Raw genomic sequence first — 16,896 nt, forward strand, 5'->3', positions numbered from 1 at the left:
TTTCTTATTTCATTTTACTTTTAAATATATTAAAATAATCATGTATCATATCTTTAATACACTAAGTTAATTATTTTATATATTCACTAAAAAGGATGCATCAAAATCATTTTTATACATCTTTTTTAGTGAATATATACTACTATTTTAAAACAAACATCTCGACTTAAAAGAGCTCACAAATTAGCCTTCTACTATTTCAAACATATTTCCACTTACACAACTCATGAATAGTTCATTATTAACTTCCTCTGCATAATGTTTCACATGAAACTATCAACATTCCGGGTTACCTTTCTACTATTTTCGACTGGTTTCAAACGTGGACATCTTATGAAAATTTAGTGGAAATAAATATACATTCCATTACTCCGGTACTAGCTGTCGTTCCAATATTAGAAGAAAAAGCGTTTCTACTTCTTACTTGTTTTTCTTTCTACAAATTAAAACAGTACGAACAAGCTAATCGCTACTTACAGCAATATTTACATTGCACCGTGCATCTGAATACTAAGGAAAAAGAGCCCATATTCTTTCACGAAGTTGATATGTATATGAAAAAACTAGTAGAAAGTGCAATGTAATTTCACATTGTTCTTTCTACTAGTCCTTTATCACAATTTTATATCCTATCCTACAACTCCCAAGTAATATTCATTTCTGCAAATGACTCCTTACTAGCTTCCAATCCTTCGCTATCTTCCGTTCCAATCATTGCTACTTCTTCTTTAGACAACTTAATTTCCTCATTTGGCCTTTGGATTTTTTTCTCATACACGAGTTGTAAAAGCTCTATTTGTTCCTCTGTCAGTTCATACTCTTCTTCCAGTCTTTCCATTGCTGATTCTGTATCAAGTAATGGAATTTCTAATAAGAATCCACCGTGCTCTTCCATCTCTTCAAATGAATCAATTGAATACGCACCACTATCCTCAATCCAAAATGCAGTTGTAATAAAAGGAACTGTTTCGCCTTCTACTTCTTCTAATACGTATTGAAGTGCTTCTTCTTTCGCAATATCTATTACTTCCGAAGGTGCCCCTTCAAAATAACTTTTCGCATCAATCCACTCATCCATTCTCTCACTATTCACATCTTGAAGACATACAATCGTGTAATTCGGATGAAACGTAATTACCCCTTGTCCGCCTTGGCTATCTTGCATACTATAGTTAAATCCATCCCATGAACTTTCATGTGAGAAATCTGGACAATGCGCTACATTAATTGCATGGGCAATCGAATTTAAAACGCATCCTTTCCATAATTGTTCTCTATCTATATGTAATTTATATTTACTCATCATCTTCCCCCATGCACATATTTTTTTCTATTATTTTTCCTCTACACAATACTTGTAAATACTTTTCTATCTACTACAAAATAAAAAAGACAATACACCCCACTGTATTGTCCATTTTCTTCCCTACCATTTCTCTCTACACGTCTCAATTAAATGCAGTAAGTACCTCTTCGTCATATCTGCCCTTCTCCACCTTGAGAGCATTCGCTTTTCTTTTGGGTTCTGCCGTATTCTAGCTACTTCTTTTAATAAAAGCTCCCATTCTTCCGCTGAACGTTCTGACAAGTATTGCAAGCCTCTATCTTTTGAAACGATTGTTTTATGATCTAGTGTATATAAAATACGTCCCATCGTAACGACAGCTGATTCTACCCACTCTTCTATAAAAAATAAATATGGCTTCTTCGCCTTTTCACTCCAGTACTGTTCTACGTTATATTTCATCGTATTTACTACATCATTCCATTGTATTTGTAGCGGAAGATCTTCTGCTTCTTTTCCGGTAACTGTAATGCCTTGATTTTTCAACGTCCACCATGTGACCGCATTAATGTCCCAATGACCAACATTAGCTTTACCATCTGCACAATATACGTACTCGTTCATTTCATCATTGTATTTCCCTAAGTCAGCAAGCGGAATATACATACCGTCCATTCTTTTACCTAGCATATTATCACTAAGTTTCTTATGTAGTTCCACAAGCTGCTGTTTTTCAGCTTCATTCACGGAATCATTTATCACTGTAACAAAATCAACATCGCTCGTTTCCTTATGAAATGCACCTAGTGCGATGGATCCGTAAATATATACCCCGACTATTTTTTCATCCAAAAAAATTTCTTTTAATTCTACTGTGTACCGCTCCATTAACTGCTCTACTTCCGTTGGTAACGCATGCTTCACTCCATTTTTCATATCTATCCCTCCAATAAAAAAAGCCTTTGCAAATTCGCAAAGACTTCTTGTTTTATAAATATTTCTCGATTTCTTCGTAAACATCCTTCAAACGAGGATTTCCTTCTCCAACAATTTCTCCATTTACAAGAACGACCGGATAAAATAAATCTTCTTCCACTACGCGCTCTGCGAATGCTTTTTTATCCGCATCTTCTTGTTCTTCTTGGAAATCAATATACTCGAAATTAAATTTATTTTCTTGTCCTTCATATTTACGACCAATTGCCGCTTGTAACCACTCAAACGTTTCTGTTGAAGATGGCATTCCAACGCAGCTCGCACAAATTACTTTCGTCCCATACACTTGAACATTAACCATTTCTTCTCCCCCACTTCTTGTCCCAACAGTATATTCAGATGTCTTATTACATAAGCACATCATTTTACAAACTTATTCCATACCCCTATACTGAAAAAACACGATACAAAATTTCGACAATAAAACAAGAAGAGAAAAAATAGATTTTCCCCTCTATCTTGATTATAATAAAACTGATGAAAGGAGTCGATAAAAATGGAAAACCCACATATGCAAGAACAAGTATTAGAAGTATTAGATAAATTACGTCCATTCTTACTTCGCGATGGCGGAGACGTTGAATTAGTAGACATTGAAGAAGGTATCGTAAAACTACGCCTTATGGGTGCATGCGGAAGCTGCCCAAGTTCTACAATCACACTAAAAGCTGGTATCGAGCGCGCGTTACTTGAAGAAGTACCAGGCGTTATCGAAGTAGAACAAGTATTTTAATTAAAAGCGGAAGCGGCTCGTTCAGAACAGGAGGTCATTGGAGCTCCTGACGAAGAGGCGCTTTTTGCCTCACAGGAAGGCGCGAGATGGCCGACTGTTCTAGCCGCTGGAGCTGGATATTATCTAGCGGCTCGTTCAAAGTCACTTGCTAAAAGGAGACCAAATTTGGTCTCCTTTTTTTATTCAAATCACATTTATCCGTTAACATCATAAAACAAAATTGGAAATCCCTCTCAAAAAATGCGATAATTAATACTATATAGTGAATCGTTCACACATATAAAGTAAAAAACATAGGGGGACGACACATGCCAAAAATGGGGAACACTTTTTTAACAATTCAAGAACTAGAAAAGAAAAAAGATTATTTATTAGGCCTTTCATCCGCTATACCAACGTGGAATACAAGCTATCAATTTTTATTTAAAGAAATCCAGCAAGAATTATTGGGTAAAGTAAATGAAAAGCTCGAAAAGCATCAATTCGTTTTAAATATATGTACAGATCAGCAGGTAGGGGCATAATGTATTACATAAAATTGTGGTATAAAAAAGAGACCTCCATCGGTCTCTTTTTTATACTTTTAAGATAGCCAATCTAATTTTCTAATCCCAAGCTTATCTACTGGTAAACGAAGTGAGCCATAAAAGTGCTTCATAAATTGCTCTGAGCGGTTCACATCGTGTAAAATGGCTTCTAAGCGATCTCTATATATGCTTTTTTGTTCCTCGTTCCCAGTTTGATAATATCGTTCGACCGTTTCAAAATAGTGCAGCGGGAACAGGAGCCTTGCAAATAATAAGCGCCAGCCAAATGAGGATAGCGAATAATTCCGTTCATAATCCGTAACAAATTGAACGATTGTTTGCTCCCAGTCTTTCTTTTTTTCTATCATCATATGGCGGATCCATTCTGCAATATCTCGACTCGGGTGATCATACACCCAATCAAAAGGAAGTTTGAGACGCTTCGTTTGATGCCATAATAAAGGTGTGAATCGTTCTTGGCAAATTGTTGCTGCATCCGTTAGTTGCGGCGTATCATCCATTTCTGTATCGACAACATATTGAATGGCATTTTCTGCAACTCCTAAGTAATACGGGAAGGATTCAATAAACAATTGATCGAATACATCTGAAGGGTGGTTCATCACTTGTGATTGCCAAAACTTTTCTAATTGATCGAGCCTTTTTTCCCATAACGCTTTCCATTCACCAATTCGGCTTAATTGCTCAATCTCTTCTGGAAAGAATGCACCTCGTTTATGGAATATAGAAAGCTCACTTCCTAATGACATAGCATGTCGTTCTAACGTGCGCATACCTTTTAATAAGCAATAATTTTGTTCTTCTATCTCACTTACATAGTAGCCGTGTATAGTCGGAACGAAAGTCGCTACAGTTATATCCCCTTGCTGGTTCATATAATCACTGAGCTTTTTCATCTCTACAAGTACTTCTTCCTCCATTTCTCCAATTGGAACAAGTACATAAATTTTGTTGCGAATCCAAAAGCTTTTATAGGGGCCAAGGGGGATTAATTCTTTAACATGCATGTGATAATGCTCATAAATATGCTGAATCATCGCAGTCGCCACCTATGGTTTTTCTTTATATATATGAGCTTGTGCTCGCCTTTCATTCCTATGCACATGATAAAGCAACGAAACGTATACAAATACTAAAAAGAAAAAAAGGTGATAAACATGAAAGAATCAAATCAACTACAAGAAAGAGCATTAAAACTATTACAAGAACGCGGTGTAACAATTGACGATATTGCTGAACTTGTTCATTTTCTTCAAAAAAAATATCATCCAAATTTAGAGATGTCAGAATGCCGTTACAATGTAGAACGTGTACTATCAAAACGTGAAGTACAAAACGCACTGATTACTGGTATCGAGCTTGATGTCCTTGCTGAAAAGGGAATGCTAAGTGAACCGTTACAAGATATTGTAAAACGTGATGAAGGCTTATACGGAATTGATGAAGTTATCGCACTTTCTATCGTGAATGTGTACGGCTCTATCGGTTTCACGAACTTTGGATATATTGATAAATTAAAACCTGGTATTTTAGAATACTTAAATGATAAATCAACTGGAAAGGTGCACACGTTCCTTGATGATATCGTTGGCGGAATCGCTGCCGCTGCTTCAAGCCGTTTAGCGCACCGAGCTGAGCACTCAGAATAATAGTGTTTTCTAGGCCGTCAGGTTCATGCTGACGGTCTTTCATATTCCATCAGCATAAATTCTCTTCCGCGACTCAAAAAAATAGGCCCTTGCTTAAATCCGATATTTTTATATAACGTAACCGCTCTTGTATTAAATGTCGCTACGCTTAATCGAAACATTTTTGCATTAAACTCTTTCGTGGCAAACGCTATTCCAGCTTGGAAGAATTCTTTCCCCATTCCTTTCCCGGTTAACGCCGGCTTCATGCCAAGTCCGGTATCAGTCACACCTTCTCCACCATATAAATGAGCATCTCTTCCACCTGGTACTTGTGCATTTGCTCCAAAACAAAAATAACCGATGAAGTCTCCTTGATCATCACAACAGCCATAATACGTTCCATCTAATAGCTCTTCCATTACTTCTTTCTCGCCTGAAAAACTATATAAATTATATGGTTCCTCGTACGTCCAAGTATTTATCTCATTTGCTTCTTCCTCTGTTAATTTATGTATATCCACTTTCTCTTTCCCCCTATTATATTTCTATTAACAATATTCGATATTCATCTTATAATTCATCTTTCTCAATATATTTTTTTAATATCTTGCTTCATTTTTATGGAAGATTTTTCTTATTATGTTACGATTAAACAGAATCATTATAAATAAGGTGGTGACAATTTGAATTACTTTTCTTATCTCTCCTCAGAAGAACGGCAAAATTTTTTCTATAAAGAACCTCTTAATTTTTCAAAAAATATAGGAAAAGAACAACTAGCTTACGCACTAGGCGCTACACTATATACTCCTGGCACGAAAGAAACGATTGCGGAAGATATAATTAGAAGGAAACATGTGGATGCTATCTCAATTATTCTTTGTCTAGAGGACGCTATAAGCGATGAGGAAGTAAAACTTGCAGAGCAAAACATCGTCGTTCAAATACAGCAAATCGCTAACTTAGTCAGTGCCAACATACTAAATCAAGCAGACATCCCACTCCTTTTTATTAGAGTTCGACAGCCAAGTCAAATGAAGAAAATTGTTACTGAATTAGGTAGTGCCGTTCATTGTTTATGTGGTTTTGTCTTTCCAAAATTCACACCGATTAACGGAAAGACTTATATCGATCAGCTTGCATATATAAACGAGTTATACTCATTATCGCTATATGGCATGCCGATTTTAGAATCACCCGAAATTATGTATAAGGAAACACGGGCAGAATCATTATTACAAATAAAGGATTTACTAGATTCTTATCACGATTACATCTTAAATGTACGTATTGGTGCTACTGATTTTTCAAGTATATTTAGTATTCGGCGTAATAAATACACACCTATCTATCATATTACTGTTGTCCGTGATTGTATTTCAGACATTATTAACGTTTTCTCAAGGGCAACAAATGAATATATTATTTCAGGATGTGTATGGGAATATTTTTCTAATGATCATGAAGAAGGGCTTATTCAAGAGGTATCGCTTGACCATGCAAATGGCTTAATCGGAAAGACAGTTATTCACCCATCTCATATTAAAGTTGTACAGGCAATGCACATTGTCACAATGGAAGATTATTTAGATGCGAGATTAATTTTACAAAATGCAAATACGTATAATGGAGTGCTAAAAAGCAGTTTTTCTAACAAAATGAATGAAGTAAAACCTCATTATGGGTGGGCTCGCAAAACCATTTTAAAATCTAATATTTACGGGGTGCTACATGAAAACAAACAATTCACCGATCTCCTTATTACAAACGCAAAGCAACACGTATAACGTTTTAAATACTATACAAGTTCATGTAGAAGTACGTGATAATCCATATAATTTAGCGCTAGACAATCTTTTTCAAATGGCTGCGAGAATAAATAAGAAACGTAGTTTTTTATTTGTGAGTACAATCCTTGGAAAGCATCTTCCTATTAAACCTACAGTCTCTCTATCAAGTGGAGTTGCTCTCGCTGCAAGATATATGGAAATACTACATAATATTTCTCATCCATTTCAAAAAGAAATTTTAAATCTCATTTCATTAGAAATTGATGAAATCCCAGAGGAAGTATTTCGTTATCAATATCCTCTGCAAGAAGAAGTTTTGTTCATCGGATTCGCTGAAACAGCGACATCACTTGGTCATTCTATGTTTCAATGCTTTCAAAATGCAAAGTATGTACATACAACTAGGGAATCGATACCCCACCTAGAATCTGTCATTACATTTGAGGAAGAACATTCTCATGCAACATCACACCGTTGTTATGTAGATGAAAGCTTTTTTCAAAACAACAATCCAATTGTTCTCGTAGATGATGAGATGACAACAGGAAAAACAGCATTAAATATTATTAGATCTATTCAAAATAAATTCCCACGAGAAGAATATATAATTGCTTCTTTGTTAGACTGGCGTTCTCATACTAATAGAAAACAATTTAAACAATTAGAAGAAGAACTTCAAATTAAGGTTCATGTTATTTCTTTATTAGAAGGCAGTATTCATACAACTGGCCAACCATTAAATATTGCAAAAAAAGAGATTCAAATTGAAGAAACAAAACCTGATTTCAAAAAACATACCCTTACCTGCCTAAAATCACCCTATACATCAAATTATATAAAATATACTGGGCGATTTGGCATTTCAGCATATGAACAAAAGCACATTCATTCTTTCGCCCAAGAAGCAGGAAAAACTTTAAAAAGAGAAAGAATTGGAAAACGAACACTCTGTCTCGGAACGGGTGAATTTATGTATATCCCAATGAAAATTGCTGCTGAAATGGGTGAAAATATTTTATATCAATCTACAACAAGAAGCCCTATCCATTCTGTTTCAAATGATGTGAACTACGCCATTCATAATCATTTCTCATATCCAAGTCCTGAAGATTCTACTATTACAAATTACTTTTATAATATTTCACCTCATGATTACGATGAAGTATTTGTTTTCATTGAGCGTGATTTAGGGGAAGAAGCCCTATCTCCTCTTCTACAGCAGTTACAAACAGTTATTCCTTTTATTCATATCGTCTCATTTTCAAATAGCATAGAAAAGGAAGGTTGATAATTATGGTAAAATTAAATTCTCATATTAGTAGTTACAATCCAAATGATGCTATTTTTCTATTAAAAGATATTAGTGATTTAATGAAAGAAAGTTCCACGGAAACTAGAGAACAAGCAATTCAAGCTGGCACACATTATTCCGAAATGTTACCAATGGAATATAAACCCTCTAAAGCGTATATGGATTTATTCTTTTCTTCCCTGCAACAATACAAACACAAACTAGCCATCGCTGTTGGAGTTGTCGCCGAACAGATTATACAAACTAAAGGAACTAACCTTGTCCTCGTTTCATTAGCTCGTGCTGGTACACCTATTGGCATTCTTATCAAACGCTACATACGCTATCAATACAACCTTGATGTACCTCACTATTGTATTTCTATTGTTCGCGGACGCGGTATTGATGAAAATGCACTCCATTATATTTTGGAACATCACCCTAAAGAAACAATTCAATTCATTGATGGGTGGACTGGAAAAGGTGCAATAAAAAAAGAATTAGAATATGCAGTACACACATTTAACGAACGAAATAATACACACATTTCTCATTGTATGGCTGTGCTTGCTGATCCCGGTTACTGTACTTCAATTTACGGTACACGTGAAGATTTTCTTATTCCTAGCGCTTGCTTAAATGCAACAGTCTCTGGACTCATTAGCCGCACTGTACTAAATGACACCTATATCGGTCCAAATGATTTTCATGGTGTTAAATATTATAAAGAGCTAGAACAAGAAGACTTATCAAATTTATTCATTGATGAGGTAACAGATTTATTCCCTTCTGTTCATTCTCATATAGATAATCAATTACGTTATATTACTTCAACTTACACTGATCCCTCTTGGCAAGGATTAAAAGATATACAGTCTATCCAAAATCACTTTGAAATTGACGATATTAACTTAATCAAACCAGGAGTGGGCGAAACAACTCGTGTATTACTCCGGAGAATACCATGGAAAATTTTAATACGGAAGCAAAACAATCCCGATTTAAAGCATATTTTACTTCTTGCTAAAGAAAAGAATGTCCCTATTGAAATCTATGAGAATATGGCTTATTCATGTTGCGGGCTCATTAAGCCTCTTAAGAGGGAAACGATATGATTTTCGCCAGTGATCTTGATCAGACGCTTATTTATTCCCGGAAATCGTTTCGTGCCCCTATAGAAGATGAATCAATTCAACTCATTGAAACTTTAGATGGGAAAGAAATTTCTTTCATATCACATAAAACCATTTCACTACTAAAAAAATTGCAACTGCACTCACATTTCATCCCAGTTACAACAAGAACTATTGAGCAGTTTCAGCGTATTTCTTTATTCCAAGACGAAATCATTCCCGAATACGCCATTACAAGTAACGGCGGTAATATCCTTCATAACGGTAAACAAGATGGTACTTGGAACAGGATAGTAAAAGAAAGACTATCGTTTGAATGTATAGAGGGAAACGACATACTAAAGGAATTTGGACAAATAGCTCATAAAGATTGGGTTATATCACAAAAAACAGCTGATGATCTATTCCATTATTGCATTATTAAACGGGAGAACATTCCTTATGATGAATTATCATCCTTCACTTCCTGGTTAGACAAACAAGGCTGGAATCATTCACTTCAAGGTAGAAAGCTATACTTTGTACCAAAACCAATTAACAAATGGGACGCCGTGCAATATATAAAAGAAATTTTGCAAATAGATACGATTATTACAGCTGGGGATTCTTTACTTGATTTATGCATGCTTGAAAAGGCGAACCATGCCTTTGCACCACTTCATGGTGAGTTAGGGGCAATGCATGATAACTTACAACCTCATATTTTAAAAACAGACGCAATCGGCATATATGCCGCAGAAGAAATCGTAAATAAATCACTTCAAATTATTCACAGTTCATTACCTACCTCATGATCATAATATGCACAATTGCATACGCACCACAATTAAACAAATGGTACAATCTATTTGAATCGCTGTTGCTACACTTCTTGATTAAAGAAAAGGCGTTAACACGGAAATTAGCGTCTTATCAACCTCAAGCAATTGGCACATTTTGTCATCTTAAAAGACACTCCACGAGTGTCTTTTTTTCTATATCCAACAAGGACTTACTCATTTCAAAGTATAAATACATAAAATAATGTAAATCATTACACGCATGAATCACTTTCTAAAAGTTATAAAGTAGATTCAAAATAAAAAAGCACTCTTAACTAGAGTGCTTTTTACTTTCAAACAAGGAGGCTACATATATGGATAGTACTCTCGTATTTAACTTCGGCATTGGTATTGTCATTATTTTATTTGTCTTTTTTGTACTTTGTATGAGCGGGGTATAAAAAGGCGATTTTCGGGCGTCTTTTTATACATACATATGTATTACTTGACTTCTATAAAGGTAGTAACCATAATAGTTACAGATATACAAATAACTATTCACATATCCACAAATAGGAGGAAGAAAAATGAAACATGTAATCGTTTATGCACACCCGAATACAGAAAGCTTCAACCATGCGATTTTAGAAACGGTAAAAAGTGAATTAGAAGGAAAAGGTCACGAAGTACGCGTTCGCGATCTATACGAATTAAACTTTAATCCAGTATTAGGCGCTTCCGATTTCATCTCATTTTCTAAAGGAAATACACCAGAAGATATTAAAGAAGAACAAGAACATATCTCTTGGGCTGACAGCATTACATTTATTTATCCAGTTTGGTGGGCGGGACTTCCTGCTATTTTAAAAGGATACGTTGACCGTGTGTTTAGCCATGGATTTGCTTATGCTTACGGTGAAAACGGTATTGAAAAGTTATTAAGCGGTAAAAAAGGATTGTTATTATCTACAATGGGTAATACGAAAGAGGCATACACAGCAGGCGGCATGTTTGATGCAATGAAGAAAACAGCGGATGTTGGTATTTTTGAATTTACAGGCATTGAAACAATTGAGCATACATTCTATACAAGTGTTCCTTCTGTGGATGACAGTGTGCGTAAACAATATCTTGAAGAGGTTAAAGACGTTGTGAATCGTGCGTTCTAATAAAATTATATCAGTGATTTTCTAAATATATCAGCGCAACTCATATTATATCAGCGATTTTCTAAATATATCGGCGCAACTCAGATTATATCGGCGATTTTTCAAATATATCGACTTACCGACAAAAATCGACACTAGTCACAACTGAATGTTAGCCCACACCAATCGGGCTGCCCGCAAATATTAGAAAAAAAGCTGTTCCAAAGTTTGGAACAGCTTTCTTCATTACATCTTCTCAATCCACTCCGTCAAGTTATGCACAACTTGCGTTGGTTGTACTTCGTATTCTGTTAACTTCTCCACAGTTGTGACTCCAGTGTGGACAAGAAGGGTATGCATGCCAGCATTTATTCCTGCTAAAATGTCTGTATCGTAGTTATCCCCAACCATTAATGCTTCTTTTTTTTCTATGCCAAGTACTTTTAAAGCTTGTTCCATAATGATTGATTCTGGTTTTCCGATAAAGATTGGATCCACACCTGTTGATACTGCTACAACTGATGTTAATGAGCCGTTACCTGGTAATAATCCGCGCTCAGTCGGAATGGCAATGTCTCCATTTGTGGAAATAAACGTTGCGCCGTTACGCACAGCAAGACACGCTTTTGCTAACTTTTCATATGTGATGTCACGATCTAAACCAACAACAACGAAATCAGGATTTTCATCCACAAGTTCAAATCCTTTTTCCACAAGTGCATCGTGTAAGCCTTCTTCACCAATCATATATACAGTTGCGTCTTGTTTACGTTCATAAATGAAGTTCGCAGTCGCCATACTCGTTGTGAATACTTGCTCTGCTTTCGCTGGAATATCGAAACGAACAAGTTTTTCTGCCACTTGTTCTGGTTTACGCGTTGAGTTATTCGTAACGAATAAATAAGGAATGCCGCGCTCTCCTAATGCTTTTACGAAGTCGCTTGCCTCTTCAATTTGTTCTTCCCCGCGATACATCGTACCGTCTAAGTCAATTAAGTAACCTTTATACATCGATTATGTCTCTCCTTCTATGCTAACGTTCTCACCTTATCATACCACTCTTATATTACCCGCTTTTTCCAAAGAAAAAAACGCTTTACCTAAAAGCGCCCCATAACGTTCATTTTTTCTCTTTTACTTGGTAAGAACAACTACAATCGCCCTCACACATATTTGCTAACGTCTTTACATCTGCTCCTGCAAATAAACGCTTATACATCTCTTTTTCATCTTCACATACTTGCGGGAATCTCTCTGCAATTTCCTTTAACGGACAGTTTTGTTTTTCAATTACGAAAGAATTCTCTCCATCTCTCTTTATTTGAACCATATAACCGTTTTTCTCTTGCATAGCTGCTATCTCTTGCACTTTATATGCTAAATTCTTTTGATTACTCACTCTCTTTTGTAACTGTTCTTCCATTCGCTTCGTTCTCTCTTTTAAAACGTAACGAAGTATTTTTTCATCACCCATTCGAGCTAAATCTTCTAGCATATCAATCGCAAATTGCTTATACTCTTTCGGGAATGTATCTTCTCCCTTTTCACTTAATCCATACAAATAAGTTGGTCTTCCGACATGTTGCCTTACCATCTTAGAATAAATGAGTCCGTCTTTCTCAAGATTACTTAAATGTCTTCGGATCGCCATTTCTGTAATCTCTAAAACGTCAGCTAGTTCAGCTACCGTGTGCTCTCCCTTTACTTTCAACAATTGTACAATTTCGTCTTTCGTAGTACGTGCTTCCCCCATACTTCACCCTTCTCCCTTTTCTTTCTCACATACAATATAAGATCCCCAAAAGGCATTCTCTGGGGATCTTATAAGCATAATTATTCTGGTACAAATGCAGATACAGGTCCTAATTCCTTTTCTAAATAACTGCGAACATTTGCTGGGTATTTCTCTACCACTGCAATATGTTTTTGAATCGTCTTATATAATTCATCATGATTCATTTGAATATAGTCTTGCGTAAGCATTTTTCGAAGAAGGATAATTTCTTTCATCCCTTGTCCATCTTCTTCACTTATCACTCGCTCGTCCATTAAAATATCAATAATATCTTCATAGCTTCCTGGATCGCGCATAATAAATCCATCAATCATCGCATTCCCGGCATCTAATACAGTATCAATAATAAGATGGGCTATGCGCTCTAATGCGTAAAATTCAAACTCGGTTTCATATATCTTTTTCTCTTGAAATGTACTTGTTGCTCGTTCTAAACATACTAGCATTTGTTCTATTTTCTTTCTGTCTACAAAATACATGAATGTCACCTACCTGGAAATTAAAGCATTTACATTTTAATTGTAACGCTTTCTTCTGAAAAAATCGACAATTTTTCGAATTCACCTTTTCTCCGTTATTTGTTATAGTTATATTTGTATGATTTTTGAAATTGGAGGAATGGAATCTTGGAACGTGAACTCGCACTAGAAATTGTCCGTGTAACAGAAGCAGCAGCCTTAGCATCCGCACAGTGGATGGGCCGCGGAAAGAAAAATGAAGCAGATGATGCAGCAACTACAGCAATGCGTGATATGTTCGATTCAGTAAACATGGCAGGTACAGTTGTAATTGGTGAAGGAGAACTTGATGAAGCACCGATGTTGTATATTGGTGAAGAACTAGGAACAGGTAACGGTCCAGAAGTAGACATCGCCGTTGACCCATTAGAAGGTACAAACATCGTTGCAAAAGGTCTTGCAAATGCAATGGCAGTTATTGCAATCGCAGACAAAGGGAACCTTCTTCATGCTCCTGATATGTACATGGAAAAAATCGCGGTTGGTCCAAAAGCAGCTGGTAAAATTAGCTTAGATGATCCAATTGAAAAAACAATTGAAATTGTAGCAGAAGCTAACAATAAAAAGATTCGCGATCTAACGGTTATCGTTCAAGAACGTGAACGTCATCAAGATATTATTGATCGTGTTCGTGCAAAAGGTGCGCGCGTAAAATTATTTGGTGACGGTGATGTTGGTGCGTCAATCGCAACAGCACTACCTGGAACGGGTATCGACTTATTCGTAGGTATTGGCGGAGCTCCAGAAGGTGTTATTTCTGCAGCAGCATTAAAGTGCCTTGAAGGTGAAATGCAAGCTCGTTTAGTTCCAATGAACGAAGAAGAAGAAGCTCGTTGTCGTGAAATGGGATTAGAAGATCCTCGTCAACTTCTTATGTTAGATGACTTAGTATCTGGGGATGATGCAATCTTCTCAGCAACTGGTGTATCTGCTGGTGAGTTATTAGACGGTGTTAAATTCCTTGGTGGAGATTTAGCTGAAACATACTCTATCGTAATGCGTTACAAAACAAGAACAGTACGATTCATTAAAACGCATCACCATTTAGATCATAAACCACACTTAAACTTAGATATTTAATAAAGGAGCCATGTGTATGGAAGAACGTTTCTTTCTGTACGACGATACTGTCGCTACAAAAACTCGTTTCGTTAGCTTTATGGGAGAAAATGAGCGTCACGATTTAGCGCTATTATACTCCGATCGTCATTACGGTAAAACAATTGTCCTTGATATGCAACGCAATAAATTTGCAATCATCGGTGCTGACGATTTAAACGAACCAGGCTACTTAGAGCACGCATTTTCTATGACTGAAGAAATTGCAGAAGAATTACGCTCATTTTTATTTGAACTTATATAATTTATCTTAGGCACCAGCTGTTTTAGCTGGTGTTTTTTCATTATAAGTATTTTTAATTTTCAAACTAATATGTTATGATTAAGAATAAATCTATTTGGGTAGAAAGGACGTTATCTACGTATGCCAACATTTACTTTGTAATGGACCAGCAATTGGATAGCATTACTCTCAAAAAAGCACCACGCTTTTTCAAGGGAGTAGTCTGCCCATTCCCATTACAAAGGAACGTAACGCATCTGTAGTATGATGTTTACGGAGGTTCCTAAGGGAACCTCCTTTTATTTTTGTCTTTTTCTCATGTCTTCATACTACAAGACATCCAAATAGCTGTATTACGTTCCTTTGCCACTACTATAAGAGGTGAAGGAAAATGCAGAAAGTACAACTTTCTTGGAGTTTATATGAAAATGAACAAAACACAATCGAAAAGTATTGTAAAAATTGCAGACGCACTACCCTATTTACCGACACAAATATTCGTAGGCATAACGCCAACGGAAAAAACATATACCGCTTTGCCATTTATAAATGTCCGAAAGATCATACGTGGAATCAAAAACTGCGTATTTATAAATCATTTACTGATCACGTTGAAACAGTCGATATGACGCAGCAAGATCAAGCCGAAACAACTACTACTATTTCCATTATGCAACATAAAGAAAACGGCATAGCTAAAATCACGATCGTATTAGACATCGTTTTCGGTTCCCACCGCATCGATAAAGCCTTATCCACATATATTTCCGACTGGAGCCGTACACGCATTGTGGATAAAATTAAAAATGGGGATATTCAATTGAATGGACAACAAATGAAGCCAAATACAATACTATCTGAAGGAGATTATATCTCGATTTGTTTATAATGCAAAAAATCCTCTTACAATCGTAAGAGGATTTTTTTATTTCTTCACTTTTCGCAATACGAAGTGTGCACAACCGAAGTTACAGTACTCGTATAAATACTCCGTTAACGTACTAATTTTCGTATCATATGTCGCACGCTGGTTACTATCATCAAAGAATCCGCGCAATCTAAGTTGCTCATATCCCCAGTCTCCAACGATATAATCATATTTATTTAAAATTTCTGCATAGCGCTCTTTAAATGCTTCTTCACTAAAACCGTCACGAAAGTTTTTAATTACTTCGTACTGCACATTATTAATGCTCACCGTAGCATGAATCTCTTGCTTTTGCTCCATCATTAACTTCCTCTCTAAGCATTCTTCTTTTTATCGTATCACAAAGCATAACAACCAACAATTTCAAATACAAAAAATTGCAAATTAGTACATGCTATGGAGAAGGAGGTGATACATCGTGAAAAAACAAATTTTACTTTCCCTTCTCACTATTTCCTTATTTGCAGGCTGCCAATCAGCGAACAAAGCTGAAATGGAACGTGAAGAAGGAAGCCGTGTTCTTGTTTCCAATAAAAATGACATGTATCATACGGAAAATACAAATACACGGCTCACAAGGGTCGGCTATTCATCTAAACAAAAGCATGAAGTATCTAACAAACAAGTAGGAGCCATTAACCGTGAGAAAGTTGCTGAAATGATTACAAGTATGACAGTCAAACTTCCTGACGTTACAAACGCTGCTACGCTCGTTACCGATGATGAAGTATTTGTTGTATACCGTGCAAACACAACGGATCCAAAACTCGTAGCAGATCAAGTATATAGAGCTGCTTTGTCCATCGTCCCTCGCTATTATAAAGCATATGTATCAACAGACCAAAAGTTGATTTCCCAAATTCAAGGTCTTCAATCTGGCGCATTAAATGATACAGAATATACGCAAAGCCTCGATATGCTAAAACGTGAAATGAGTAAAAATCCTCATTTGAACAATACGGGAGATCAGACTTTGAATGATATGATTAAAAAGTAA

General features: G+C 36.0%; 21 protein-coding genes and 1 pseudogene. 13 read left to right on the forward strand and 9 right to left on the reverse strand.

The features are described 5' to 3' along the window. Positions 1-251: 251 nt before the first annotated feature. Positions 252-584: pseudogene (locus ACQGSG_RS10235) on the forward strand (DUF4304 domain-containing protein); the annotation flags it as partial. A 50-nt stretch (positions 585-634) separates the two neighbouring features. Here the strand turns inward: ACQGSG_RS10235 and ACQGSG_RS10240 are convergent. From ACQGSG_RS10240 to ACQGSG_RS10250, 3 genes are all read right to left on the reverse strand, one after another. After that, complete coding sequence (locus tag ACQGSG_RS10240; protein ID WP_061654814.1) at positions 635-1,303, reverse strand: hypothetical protein; 669 nt, start codon at positions 1,301-1,303, stop codon at positions 635-637. A gap of 123 nt (positions 1,304-1,426) precedes the next feature. Next, on the reverse strand, positions 1,427-2,221 hold the full coding sequence (locus ACQGSG_RS10245) for a nucleotidyltransferase domain-containing protein (protein ID WP_141527126.1): 795 nt from the start codon (positions 2,219-2,221) through the stop codon (positions 1,427-1,429). A gap of 52 nt (positions 2,222-2,273) precedes the next feature. Further along, positions 2,274-2,582: a YuzD family protein gene (locus ACQGSG_RS10250; protein ID WP_000248588.1), complete on the reverse strand. Its 309-nt coding sequence runs from the start codon at positions 2,580-2,582 to the stop codon at positions 2,274-2,276. Between the two features lie 195 nt (positions 2,583-2,777). Here ACQGSG_RS10250 and ACQGSG_RS10255 point away from each other — a divergent pair, with 195 nt between their 5' ends. Together ACQGSG_RS10255 and ACQGSG_RS10260 are read left to right on the forward strand one after the other, a co-directional pair. Beyond that, positions 2,778-3,014, forward strand: coding sequence for a NifU family protein (locus ACQGSG_RS10255; RefSeq protein ID WP_000431159.1), 237 nt, complete (start codon positions 2,778-2,780; stop codon positions 3,012-3,014). Positions 3,015-3,322: 308 nt separating this feature from the next. Beyond that, positions 3,323-3,538, forward strand: a complete 216-nt coding sequence (locus tag ACQGSG_RS10260; protein ID WP_325842576.1) for a carbonic anhydrase — start codon at positions 3,323-3,325, stop codon at positions 3,536-3,538. A 59-nt stretch (positions 3,539-3,597) separates the two neighbouring features. Here the strand turns inward: ACQGSG_RS10260 and yutH are convergent, their stop codons facing one another. After that, entirely contained in the window at positions 3,598-4,599 is a 1,002-nt protein-coding gene (gene yutH / locus ACQGSG_RS10265) for a spore coat putative kinase YutH (RefSeq protein ID WP_325842575.1), read from the reverse strand. Positions 4,600-4,719: 120 nt separating this feature from the next. Between yutH and ACQGSG_RS10270 the strand changes: the two genes are divergently transcribed. Beyond that, entirely contained in the window at positions 4,720-5,211 is a 492-nt protein-coding gene (locus ACQGSG_RS10270; protein WP_000665094.1) for a phosphatidylglycerophosphatase A family protein, read from the forward strand. Between the two features lie 23 nt (positions 5,212-5,234). On the opposite strand, the gene ACQGSG_RS10275 is transcribed toward ACQGSG_RS10270, so the two are convergent. After that, positions 5,235-5,714 (reverse strand): GNAT family N-acetyltransferase, encoded by a 480-nt coding sequence (locus ACQGSG_RS10275; protein WP_325842574.1) that lies wholly within the window; start codon positions 5,712-5,714, stop codon positions 5,235-5,237. 162 nt (positions 5,715-5,876) lie between these two features. Between ACQGSG_RS10275 and ACQGSG_RS10280 the strand changes: the two genes are divergently transcribed. The 5 genes from ACQGSG_RS10280 to ACQGSG_RS10300 all read left to right on the forward strand — a co-directional run bounded on the left by ACQGSG_RS10280 (position 5,877) and on the right by ACQGSG_RS10300 (position 11,337). Next, a complete protein-coding gene (locus ACQGSG_RS10280; protein WP_325842573.1) occupies positions 5,877-6,980 on the forward strand; it encodes an HpcH/HpaI aldolase/citrate lyase family protein in 1,104 nt (367 codons plus the stop codon). Then, a complete protein-coding gene (locus tag ACQGSG_RS10285) occupies positions 6,925-8,271 on the forward strand; it encodes a phosphoribosyltransferase family protein (RefSeq protein WP_087964794.1) in 1,347 nt (448 codons plus the stop codon). The genes ACQGSG_RS10280 and ACQGSG_RS10285 overlap by 56 nt, the downstream gene beginning before the upstream one ends. A 5-nt stretch (positions 8,272-8,276) precedes the next feature. Further along, the gene (locus tag ACQGSG_RS10290) at positions 8,277-9,389 is read left to right on the forward strand and encodes a cysteine protease StiP family protein (protein WP_000239908.1); all 1,113 of its coding nucleotides are present in this window, start codon (positions 8,277-8,279) and stop codon (positions 9,387-9,389) included. Continuing rightward, on the forward strand, positions 9,386-10,201 hold the full coding sequence (locus ACQGSG_RS10295) for an HAD family hydrolase (RefSeq protein ID WP_000575383.1): 816 nt from the start codon (positions 9,386-9,388) through the stop codon (positions 10,199-10,201). The genes ACQGSG_RS10290 and ACQGSG_RS10295 overlap by 4 nt, the downstream gene beginning before the upstream one ends. A 554-nt stretch (positions 10,202-10,755) precedes the next feature. Further along, positions 10,756-11,337 carry an NAD(P)H-dependent oxidoreductase gene (locus ACQGSG_RS10300; RefSeq protein WP_000683436.1) on the forward strand — a complete coding sequence of 194 codons (582 nt, stop codon included), beginning with the start codon at positions 10,756-10,758 and terminating at the stop codon, positions 11,335-11,337. 225 nt (positions 11,338-11,562) lie between these two features. Here ACQGSG_RS10300 and ACQGSG_RS10305 read toward each other — a convergent pair whose 3' ends face one another. The 3 genes from ACQGSG_RS10305 to ACQGSG_RS10315 form a co-directional block, all read right to left on the reverse strand. Further along, on the reverse strand, positions 11,563-12,327 hold the full coding sequence (locus tag ACQGSG_RS10305) for a TIGR01457 family HAD-type hydrolase (protein WP_000276465.1): 765 nt from the start codon (positions 12,325-12,327) through the stop codon (positions 11,563-11,565). A gap of 109 nt (positions 12,328-12,436) precedes the next feature. Beyond that, positions 12,437-13,069: a helix-turn-helix transcriptional regulator gene (locus tag ACQGSG_RS10310; protein ID WP_000503346.1), complete on the reverse strand. Its 633-nt coding sequence runs from the start codon at positions 13,067-13,069 to the stop codon at positions 12,437-12,439. Positions 13,070-13,149: 80 nt separating this feature from the next. After that, entirely contained in the window at positions 13,150-13,590 is a 441-nt protein-coding gene (locus ACQGSG_RS10315) for a DUF86 domain-containing protein (protein ID WP_000274008.1), read from the reverse strand. A gap of 147 nt (positions 13,591-13,737) precedes the next feature. Between ACQGSG_RS10315 and glpX the strand changes: the two genes are divergently transcribed. From glpX to ACQGSG_RS10330, 3 genes are all read left to right on the forward strand, one after another. Continuing rightward, complete coding sequence (gene glpX, locus ACQGSG_RS10320; protein WP_000439090.1) at positions 13,738-14,709, forward strand: class II fructose-bisphosphatase; 972 nt, start codon at positions 13,738-13,740, stop codon at positions 14,707-14,709. Between the two features lie 16 nt (positions 14,710-14,725). Beyond that, positions 14,726-14,992, forward strand: coding sequence for a DUF3055 domain-containing protein (locus ACQGSG_RS10325; protein WP_000392606.1), 267 nt, complete (start codon positions 14,726-14,728; stop codon positions 14,990-14,992). A gap of 370 nt (positions 14,993-15,362) precedes the next feature. Further along, positions 15,363-15,860 carry a hypothetical protein gene (locus ACQGSG_RS10330; protein WP_001174575.1) on the forward strand — a complete coding sequence of 166 codons (498 nt, stop codon included), beginning with the start codon at positions 15,363-15,365 and terminating at the stop codon, positions 15,858-15,860. A 36-nt stretch (positions 15,861-15,896) separates the two neighbouring features. Here the strand turns inward: ACQGSG_RS10330 and ACQGSG_RS10335 are convergent, their stop codons facing one another. Then, positions 15,897-16,199, reverse strand: a complete 303-nt coding sequence (locus tag ACQGSG_RS10335; RefSeq protein WP_000435943.1) for a YutD family protein — start codon at positions 16,197-16,199, stop codon at positions 15,897-15,899. Between the two features lie 118 nt (positions 16,200-16,317). On the opposite strand from ACQGSG_RS10335, the gene ACQGSG_RS10340 reads away from it, so the two are divergent. After that, positions 16,318-16,896: a YhcN/YlaJ family sporulation lipoprotein gene (locus ACQGSG_RS10340; RefSeq protein WP_000744128.1), complete on the forward strand. Its 579-nt coding sequence runs from the start codon at positions 16,318-16,320 to the stop codon at positions 16,894-16,896.

Origin of the sequence: Bacillus sp. GMa5/1, assembly GCF_050172015.1 — a bacterium.
Lineage (GTDB): Bacteria > Bacillota > Bacilli > Bacillales > Bacillaceae_G > Bacillus_A > Bacillus_A cereus.